General features: G+C 69.5%; 8 protein-coding genes and 1 pseudogene. 4 read left to right on the plus strand and 5 right to left on the minus strand.

Features of this window, described 5'->3' with window-relative positions:
• Positions 1–22: 22 nt before the first annotated feature.
• From dnaK to ABZ453_RS37820, 4 genes and pseudogenes are all read left to right on the plus strand, one after another.
• Positions 23–1882 (plus strand): molecular chaperone DnaK, encoded by a 1860-nt coding sequence (dnaK, locus tag ABZ453_RS37805; protein WP_359022424.1) that lies wholly within the window; start codon positions 23–25, stop codon positions 1880–1882.
• 2 nt (positions 1883–1884) lie between these two features.
• Positions 1885–2391, plus strand: coding sequence for a nucleotide exchange factor GrpE (grpE, locus tag ABZ453_RS37810; RefSeq protein WP_359022426.1), 507 nt, complete (start codon positions 1885–1887; stop codon positions 2389–2391).
• 73 nt (positions 2392–2464) lie between these two features.
• Positions 2465–2563 (plus strand): annotated as a pseudogene (locus ABZ453_RS37815) (DUF2267 domain-containing protein); the annotation flags it as partial.
• Between the two features lie 65 nt (positions 2564–2628).
• Entirely contained in the window at positions 2629–3024 is a 396-nt protein-coding gene (locus ABZ453_RS37820; RefSeq protein ID WP_359022428.1) for a DUF2267 domain-containing protein, read from the plus strand.
• Between the two features lie 85 nt (positions 3025–3109).
• Here ABZ453_RS37820 and ABZ453_RS37825 read toward each other — a convergent pair whose 3' ends face one another.
• From ABZ453_RS37825 to ABZ453_RS37845, 5 genes are read right to left on the minus strand one after another with little or no spacing between them, the layout of a single operon-like run.
• The gene (locus ABZ453_RS37825) at positions 3110–4420 is read right to left on the minus strand and encodes an alpha-glucosidase/alpha-galactosidase (protein ID WP_359022430.1); all 1311 of its coding nucleotides are present in this window, start codon (positions 4418–4420) and stop codon (positions 3110–3112) included.
• Positions 4417–5373 carry a carbohydrate kinase family protein gene (locus ABZ453_RS37830; RefSeq protein WP_359022432.1) on the minus strand — a complete coding sequence of 319 codons (957 nt, stop codon included), beginning with the start codon at positions 5371–5373 and terminating at the stop codon, positions 4417–4419. The genes ABZ453_RS37825 and ABZ453_RS37830 overlap by 4 nt, the downstream gene beginning before the upstream one ends.
• Positions 5374–5415: 42 nt before the next feature.
• Positions 5416–6297, minus strand: a complete 882-nt coding sequence (locus tag ABZ453_RS37835) for a carbohydrate ABC transporter permease (protein ID WP_359022434.1) — start codon at positions 6295–6297, stop codon at positions 5416–5418.
• Positions 6294–7232, minus strand: a complete 939-nt coding sequence (locus tag ABZ453_RS37840; protein WP_359022436.1) for a sugar ABC transporter permease — start codon at positions 7230–7232, stop codon at positions 6294–6296. Before ABZ453_RS37840 ends, ABZ453_RS37835 begins: the two co-directional genes overlap by 4 nt.
• Positions 7233–7243: 11 nt before the next feature.
• Positions 7244–8572 (minus strand): ABC transporter substrate-binding protein, encoded by a 1329-nt coding sequence (locus ABZ453_RS37845; RefSeq protein ID WP_359022438.1) that lies wholly within the window; start codon positions 8570–8572, stop codon positions 7244–7246.
• Positions 8573–9239: the final 667 nt, after the last annotated feature.

The following is a 9239-nucleotide window of genomic DNA, read 5'->3' on the forward strand; positions in this document are numbered from 1 at the left end:
AGGACGAGAAGGGAGAGCTCAGATGGCACGTGCGGTCGGTATCGATCTCGGTACGACGAACTCGGTGGTCTCGGTCCTGGAGGGCGGCGATCCCGCCGTCATCACCAACACCGAAGGCGGGCGGACGACCCCGTCGGTGGTGGCGTTCTCCAAGAACGGCGAGGTGCTGGTCGGCGAGGTGGCCAAGCGGCAGGCCGTGACGAACGTGGAGCGCACTGCACGCTCGGTCAAGCGGTACATGGGCGACCACGGCTGGCGGTTCCCCGAGCACGGGGATGTCGACGGCAAGCGGTACACCGCGCAGGAGATCTCCGCGCGCGTGTTGCAGAAGCTGAAGCGGGACGCGGAGTCCTATCTGGGCGAGGACGTCACCGACGCGGTGATCACGGTGCCCGCGTACTTCGACGACACCCAGCGGCAGGCGACCAAGGAGGCCGGGGAGATCGCGGGCCTGAACGTGCTGCGCATCATCAACGAGCCGACGGCGGCCGCGCTGGCCTACGGGCTGGACAAGGAGAACGACCAGACGGTCCTCGTCTTCGACCTGGGCGGCGGCACCTTCGACGTGTCGCTGCTGGAGATGGGCGAGGGCGTCATCGAGGTCAAGGCCACCAACGGCGACACCCACCTGGGCGGCGACGACTGGGACCAGCGGATCGTCGACCACCTCGTCACACAGTTCAACAACCACCACGGCGTCGACCTGTCCAAGGACAACATGGCCGTGCAGCGCCTCAGGGAGGCGGCGGAGAAGGCGAAGGTCGAGCTGTCGTCGTCCACCGAGACAACCATCAACCTGCCCTACATCACCGCCTCGGCCGAGGGTCCGCTGCACCTGGACGAGAAGCTGACCCGCGCCCAGTTCCAGCAGCTGACGGCCGACCTGCTGGAGCGGTGCAAGGCGCCCTTCCACAACGCGATCAAGGACGCCGGGATCAAGGTGTCCGACATCGATCACGTGGTCATGGTGGGCGGCTCCACCCGCATGCCGGCCGTGACCGAGCTGGTGAAGGAGCTGACCGGCAAGGACCCGCACAAGGGCGTCAACCCCGACGAGGTCGTCGCCGTCGGCGCGAGCCTGCAGGCCGGTGTCCTCAAGGGCGAGGTCAAGGACGTCCTGCTGCTCGACGTCACCCCGCTGTCCCTGGGCATTGAGACCAAGGGCGGCATCATGACCAAGCTCATCGAGCGCAACACCACCATCCCCACCCGCCGCTCCGAGATCTTCACCACCGCCGATGACAACCAGCCGTCGGTGACCGTGCAGGTCTACCAGGGCGAGCGCGAGATCGCCGCCTACAACAAGAAGCTCGGCATGTTCGAGCTGACCGGCCTGCCCCCGGCGCCGCGCGGGGTGCCGCAGATCGAGGTCACCTTCGACATCGACGCCAACGGCATCATGCACGTCTCCGCCAAGGACCTGGGCACCGGCAAGGAGCAGAAGATGACCGTCACCGGAGGCTCGGCGCTTCCCAAGGACGACATCGACCGCATGGTCCGCGAAGCGGAGCAGCACGCCGAGGAGGACCGCAAGCGCCGTGAGGCGGCCGAGACCCGCAATCAGGGAGAACAGCTCGTCTACTCCACCGAAAAGCTCCTGCAGGACAACACCGACAAGATCCCGGCTGACGCGAAGAGCGAGACCGAGTCGGCGCTGGCCGAGCTGAAGGAGAGGCTGAAGGGCGAGGACACCGCCGCGATCCGGCAGGCGATCGACCGCACCGCCCAGGCCGCGCAGAAGATCGGCACCGCCCTGTATCAGCAGTCCCAGGCCGAGCAGCCGACCGGTGCCTCCGCGGGCGATGGTAGGAGTGGTGGTTCGGCCGAGGAGGACGTGGTGGATGCCGAGATCGTTGATGACGACAAGCCGGAGGCTGGCTGACAATGAACAGGAGCGGTCCGCAGAGCACCGAACTTCAGCAGCTGCTGCGCCTGGTTCAGGAGCGGACCGCCGACCTGCAGCGGGTCAAGGCCGAGTACGACAACTACCGCAAGCGGGTGCGGCGGGACCGCCTGGCCGTGCGCGAGATCGCCGCGGCCAACGTGCTCAAGGCGCTGCTGCCCGTGCTGGACGCCGTCGACCGGGCGTGCGCCAACGAGCCGCTCACGCCTGGTCTCAAAGACATCGCCGACAGCCTCAAGGAGCAGCTCGGCTCGCTGGGTGTCACGTCGTTCGGTGAGGTGGGCGATCCGTTCGATCCCGCCTGCCACGAGGCCCTCGCCCACCACGTCAGCACCGCCATAGGCGGCTTGGTGTGCTCGGCGGTCCTGCGTCCCGGCTACCGGCTGGGCGAGAACCTGCTGCGCCCGGCAACGGTGGAGGTCACCGGGCCGGCCCCGCCCGCGAGCAGCGCTGCACCGGAGAAGAGGGCATCGCCTGCGATGCCCTGAGAACCACTGGCAAGCGGAGGTGACAAACCATGCAGCACCACGAGTTCCTCGCTCGCGTACGCGAGTTCGGCGATTAGCCGGCGCCGTCTCCGGCGGTGAGCTGAACCAGATCATCAACCAGCTCCCCTCGGGCTACGCCGTCCTGTTCGGCAAAGCCGATATGGCCGGCTGACACCACGACCCCGGGGACCCGAGTACGGCCACGCCGCAGCAAAGAGCCGAAAGGGTGGTTGCCACGTGACCCTGCGACACGAAGTCTTCCTCGACCAGGTCAAAGAGCGCGGCGAGTACGCGACGCAACACGAGGCAGAACGCGCGGCGCGCGTGGTCCTCGCTCTGCTGGGTGCCCACCTGGTCGGGGAGGTGCGCGCCCAGCTGGCGGCACGCCTGCCAGAGGAATTCGCCCTGATCCTGCTCAACCCTCTCCAGAGCGCCGAGCCGTTGACCCCGGAGAGGTTCGTGCGGGCGACGGCTGCCTGGATCGAGGGAGCCACCGAGCGGACCGCGGCCTGGGATGTCAGCGCCGTCCTCAGCACTGTCGCCGACGCAGCAGGCCACGACCTCCTGGAGCAGGTCCTGCTCCAGCTCCCGACAGGCTACGACCTGCTCTTCGGCCGCCCCCAGCCCACCTGACCGCGGAAGCCACTGCTGCACTTGGCGCTGATCGATCAGTACGGCACCCACCTGATAGGTCACCGGCATCCGGGCCACCGCGGCCCTACGGGGCGAGGCGGATGCGCAGCCCTGGCTGGAGGAGGTCGCCATGGGCGGTGACCATGTCGTTGCACAGGCGCCAGATGTCCTCGACCGGCAGGGCCGCGGCCGTGGCGGGGTCGGTCATCGCCGCGTGCCTGATGTGCCGCGGTTCCTCCTCGATCGCCGCTCGCACCACCAGGTCGTTCGCGCTCAGGTAGGTGCGGTTGAGCGCCGCCAGCTGGGGCGGCAGGGAGCCTACCCGGGTCGGCTGGACGCCCAGCGAGTCCACCAGGCACGGCACCTCGACGACACCGTGCGCGGGCAGATTGTCGATCAAAGCCCGGTTGGGGACGTTGCCGTAGACCGTGCGCGGGGTGCCGGTGACCATGCTGTGGATGATCTGGGGCGCGTACTCCATCGTCCCCTCGACGGCGAGCGGTGTTCCTGCGGCCAGCGCTTCGCGGGTCTTTTCGTAGGCGGCGACGTTCTCGTCGACGATCTTGAGGTACTCGCCGATCGGCAGCCGCAGCCGTTCGACCTCGCTTGCGTGGTGCAGGTACCAGGGAACGTACTCGGAGGAGTGCTCGCTGGTCTCCGTCGGGTAGTAGCCGAGCCGGCGGTACATGTCGACCCGGACCCTTCGGCGCAACTGGCCGTCGGAGGCGATCAGTTCGTCCAGCTTCGGGTAGAGGCTCTGGCCCTGGTGCTCGAAGCGCAGCACCCACGCCTGGTGGTTGACGCCCGCGGCGTGGTAACTGATCTCCTCGTAGGGGACCTTGACCAGATCGGCGAGGTCGCGCATCGTCCAGTACACCGAGTGGCACAGTCCCACCACCCGGGTCAGGCCGGTGGCCTGCGTCAGATACTGGACGTTCATGGCCATGGGGTTGGTGTAGTTCAGCAGCCAGGCCTGCGGGCAGACTTCGGCGATGTCCCGCCCCAGTTCCTTGAGGAACGGGAAGGTACGCAGGGCGCGGAAGATGCCTCCGATGCCGAGGGTGTCGCCGATGGTCTGGCGTACGCCGTAGTGGGCCGGTACCTCGAAGTCGGTCCGGGTGGCCCCGCCCATGCCGATCTGCACGATGTTGATGACGAAGTCGGCGTCTGCCAGGGCCTTGCGGCGGTCGATGTCCGCGGTGACCGTGGGGTCGGCGCCGAGGGTCTCCGCGATCCGTGCGGCGGCGGCGTGTGCGGTGGCCAGACGCTCGGCGTCGATGTCGTGCAACGCGATGTGCGCCCACTTCAGTTCGGGGAACGCGAGGAGGTCGGCGAGCAGTCCCTGGGTGAAGACGACGCTGCCCGCTCCGATGAAGGCGATCTTGGGGGTGGTCATACCGGCGTTTCCTCGGTCTCGGAGAGGCGGACGAGGACTTCGTCCCGCGTGGGCTGTGCGGTGGTGCCGCCGTGAGCACGGGTGGACAGGGCTCCGCAGACCGCGGCGAAGCGGAGGGCCTCTGGCAGGGGTGTCTCGTCGAGCAGGGCGGCGATGAATCCGGCGTCGAAGCTGTCGCCGGCGCCGACGGCGTCGACGGGCTGGACCTGGATGCCCCGGGTGGTGAAGAGTCGTACGCCGTCGTGGCACAGTGCGCCGTCTGCGCCGTTCTTGACCGCGGTGACCGGGCCCCGGCGGGCGAGCCGTGCGGCGGCCGCGGCGGGGTCGTCGGTGTCGAGGCGGGCCAGGTGCCGGGCTTCGGCGGCGTTGGGCAGCAGGAAGTCGGTGTGGGCCAAGGCCGCGTCCAGGCCCGAGGCCTCCCACCGGCCTGACGGGTCGTCGTTGGTGTCCAGGGAGGTGGTGGCGCCGTGCCGGCGTGCGGTGCTCAGGAGTTCGGGGAGCGCGACGGCGAGCTGTGGCATCAGGAAGTAGGAGGCCGCGTGCACGTGCCGCGCGGCCCCCAGCAGCGTCGCGGGTACGTCGTCGGCCGTGGTCGCGGCCAGGGTGCCGGGGGCGGTGATGATGGCCCGGTCGTCTGCGCGGGTGAGCACGACTGTCATGGGGGTGGGCCGGCCAGGGTCGAGCCGCAGTGCCTCGGTGTCGACGCCGTGGGCGAGGAGCCGGTCGCGCATGTAGCGGCCTGCGTCGTCGTCGCCCACGCGCCCGGCGAAGGCGACTCTGAGGCCGAGGCGCGCGGCCCCGCAGGCGACGATCGCGCCGGATCCGCCGACGGTGAGGGTGCCGGTGGGCACCAGTTGTTCGCGCTGGCCGAAGGCGAGCGGGCCGTCGAGCGGGCCGACGACGACGTCGGGGTTGGCGTCACCGATGACCAGCAGGTCGAAGGGGTGCGGCATTGAGGTGTTCCTGCCTGAGGGGTGTGTCGGGGGTGAACGGGGTCAGCCCTTGAGACCGGTGGAGGTGATGGACTGGATGAACGACTTCTGCGCGCCGAGGAAGGCGAGCAGGACCGGCACCACGGTGATGACGTTGCCGGCCATCACGGCGGCCCACTGGGTGTGGTGCTGTCCCTGGAAGGTGGTGAGGCCGAGCTGGAGTGTGTACTGGGTGTCGTGGTTGATGGCGATCAGGGGCCAGGTCAGGTCGTTCCAGGTGCTGAGAAACGTCAGGACGGCCACCGTGCTCAGGGCCGGCCGGGACAGCGGCAGCACGATCCGCCACAGCACGTGCAGCCGTGAGCAGCCGTCGATCCAGGCGGCCTCCTCCAGCTCGCGGGGCAGCGAGAGGAAGAACTGGCGCAGGAGGAACACCGAGAAGGGCGTGACCAGGGACGGCACGATCAGCGCGCCGAGGGTGTCGATGAGGCCGAGCTGCCTCATCACCAGGAACGTGGGGATCATCGTCAGTTGGAACGGGATCGCCATCGTGGCCAGCAGCAGGCGGGAGCCGGCGAACCGCATCCGGGCGAACGCGTAGCCGCCGAGGGTGCCGAGCACGAGGTTGGCGGTGACCGTGACGAGGCTGACGAGGAACGAGTTGGCGAACCAGCGCGGGAACATCGCGTTGCCCAGCACATAGTGGTAGCCGCCCAGGTCCAGATGCGAGGGCCACAGCGCCGGCGGGAAACGGTTGATCTCGGCGTTGCTCATCACCGAGCTGAGCGCCAGCCAGATCAGGGGGACGGCGAAGAGTAGGGCCATCGGCGCGAGGAGCAAGTGCCAGGGGCTGAATGGCAGTCGCGGGTGGCGTAGTCGTACGGCGCGGCGGGGGGCGGGGGAGGCCGCCTGCGCGGCGTCGGGCGGGGCGGAGAGGGTGGTCATGCGGAGGCCCCCTGCAGGCGGCGGCGGAGGAGCTGGAGAACCAGGCCGATCAGGCCCAGGGAGGCGGCCAGGACGTAGGCCGAGGCGGCCCCGTATCCGGCGGTGGCGTTCTGGAAGGCCTGCTGCCAGATGAAGTAGACGATCACCGTGGTGGAGCCGAGAGGGCCGCCCTTGGTGGTGACGTACACGAGGTCGAACGCCTGGAGGGATTCGATGGTCTGCCACAGCAGCAGGAACACCGTGACGGGCCTGAGAGCCGGAAGCGTGACGTGGCGCAGGAGCTGGAGGCGGTCGGCGCCGTCCAGCCGGGCCGCCTCGATCAATGAGGCCGGCACGTCCTGGAGCGCCGCGAGGTAGATCACCAGGCAGAAGCCGGTACCGCTCCACAGGCTGATCGCGACGAGTACGGGAAGTGCCTGGGAGGGGTCGGTGAGGAAGCCCTGGGACGGGATGCCGAGGTGGTGCAGGACGGCGTTGGCGGCGCCGAACTCGGGGTCCAGGATGAACGAGAACAGCACGCCCTGTGCGGTCGCGGAGACGACGAACGGGACGAAGAACAGGGTGCGGTAGAGCCCGACGAGGCGGATGCGCCGGTTGAGGGCGAGGGCGAGGAGCAGGCCGACCACCATGCTGGTCGGCACGTACAGCGCGGTGTACAGCAGGGTGTTGCGCAGAGCCTGGCTGAAGTGCGGGTCCTGGGCGAGGGCGCGGTAGTTGTCCAGGCCCACCCAACGGCTGGGGGTGACGAGGTCGTCGGCCTGGAAGGACAGCAGCAGGGACCAGATGATGGGTACCACGCTCAGGCCGATGATGATCAGGACGGCGGGGGAGACGAACGTCCAGGCCATGGCGGCTTCACCGGCTCGTCTGCGGCGCAGGGCTCGCCGGTTGTCCGGGGGCCCGGACACGGTGATCGGGGTGGGCAGTCGCGACATCACGGGGCTCCTCAACGCGGGATGAGCAGTGCGGCGTTGGCGTCGGCGGCGCAGGCGCGCAGTGCCTTGGTGGGGCTGCTCTGTCCCAGCAGCACGGTGACGATGGCCTGTCCGAGAGCCTGCGAGATCTGCGGATAGGCGGCGTGGACGGGGCGTGCCCGTGCCGTGTCGAGGGCCTTGGTGAACACCCCCAGTCCCTCGGTGCCGCTTTCCTTGCGCTGCCAGGCGGGCAGGTCGCGGGTGCGGCGGCTGAGTGGCAGGCTGCCTGCGTCGATGTCCCAACGCACGTCCTGCGTGGGCTGCATGAGCCAGGTCACGAAGGTCTTGGCGGCCCGTTTGCGGGCGTCGCCGTTGTCGAACACGGTCCAGGTGTCGGGTCCGCTGATGGTCACCGGTCGGCCGGAGAAGCTGGGCAGTGGCACGACGTGGTAGTCGATCTTCGCCCGGCGGATGTCGGGCAGCTGCCAGGGACCGGTGACGACCAGGCCCATACGGCCGGACTCGAAGACCTGGTACATCTGCTCACTGCCCGGCTTCGGGTCGACGTAGACGCTCTTGTCGCGGACGAGGGCGGCCACCACCTCCAGGGCGCGGGTTCCGGCGTCGGCGAAGCCGATGTGCCTGCCGTCGTCGGCGACGACATCCCCGCCGAGATCCCAGATCATGGGCCACAGCCGCCAGACGGTGTCCTCGTCGCCGACGCCGGGCCAGCCGGTGCCGAAGCGGCCGCTGCCGGCGTCGGTGAGCGCCTTGGCCGTGGCGACGAAGTCGTCCCACCGCCAGCCGGCTTCAGGCAGTGGCAGGCCGGCCTGCCGGAAGAGCTTCTTGTTGCAGACCACGGCGAGCGAGTCCAGCAGCGCGGGCGCGGCGCGCACCTGGCCGTTGACGGTCACGGCCGTGCGTGCCGGTTCCCAGTAGGTCCCCCAGGGAGTGGGGGCGTGTCCGACCATGTCGGTGAGGTCGACGACCTGTGGGCTGCGGGCGACGCTGGCGAGGTCGGAACCGAAGATGTAGGCGATGTCCGGGTAGGAGCCGGCGGCGAGAGCGGCCGTCACCTTCTGGAGCATCGAGTCGGCGAGCACTCCGCCGCCCAGCTCGACGCGGATGCGGGGGTGGCTGCGCATGAAGGCGGCGACCAGGGATTCCAGGGCCTTCTTGCCGGTGTCGGTCTGACCGTGCCACATTTCGATGGTCACGGTGCCGTCGGCGCTGACGCCTTTGTCGCCGCCCGCCGCGCAGCCGGAGGCCGACAGGCCCGCGGCCGCCGCGGTGGCCCAAGCCGCGCCGGTGCGCAGCACGTCGCGGCGTGCGGGCGGCGTGCTGCGGGGGACCGCATGCATAGGTACCTCCGGTGTGGAGCTGTGGGACACGTGTTTCCGCGCAAGGTGTGGCTTCGGTGTACGGCGTTTCGGCCGCGGCAACGGCCGGTGGGCCCGGTTGGGCTGAACGTGCGGCCGGTCGGCGGGCGGTGCTCAGCGCCGCGGGTGCTGCGAGTCGGACCGTGGACGGTCCGCTGTCGCCGCCACCGCGCGATACGGGTGGAGCGAGGCCGGTCGGGCGGGGGCCAGGCGGGACCGGGTGGGTCGACGGGCACGAACACTGCGTCCAGGCAGGGTCGTTGTGTCATGGCGGCCGGAGGGAGTCGTGCGAAGGAGGATCATGTCTGGGCCCCAGATCCTGGTGGGCACGACCCCGCCTCGGACTCCCATGGGGTCCTGGCGACTCAGTCCGGGCTTCTGACGCGTGGCCAGCTACCGGCTGGGCGTACCTCTGCCGCCGAGTGCTTCGACTGTGGCGTTGGCCAGGAGTTAAACGACGGTGCCGGGCGGCTGTCAAGTGGTAGCTGTGATCGGATCTGCGTGAAACGCCGATGAAATACGCATGATTGCGCATTGCCCTTGGACCTGTGCGACGTGGGGGGGTTTTGCGGGGACCGGCCCGCCCCCCAACCCACGCCCCCCACCAAACCGGCCCGCCCGGGGGCCGCGGCCTAAGGCGCGGCCGCCA

The sequence above is a fragment of the Streptomyces sp. NPDC005799 genome (assembly GCF_040630525.1).
Lineage (GTDB): Bacteria > Actinomycetota > Actinomycetes > Streptomycetales > Streptomycetaceae > Streptomyces > Streptomyces griseorubiginosus_B.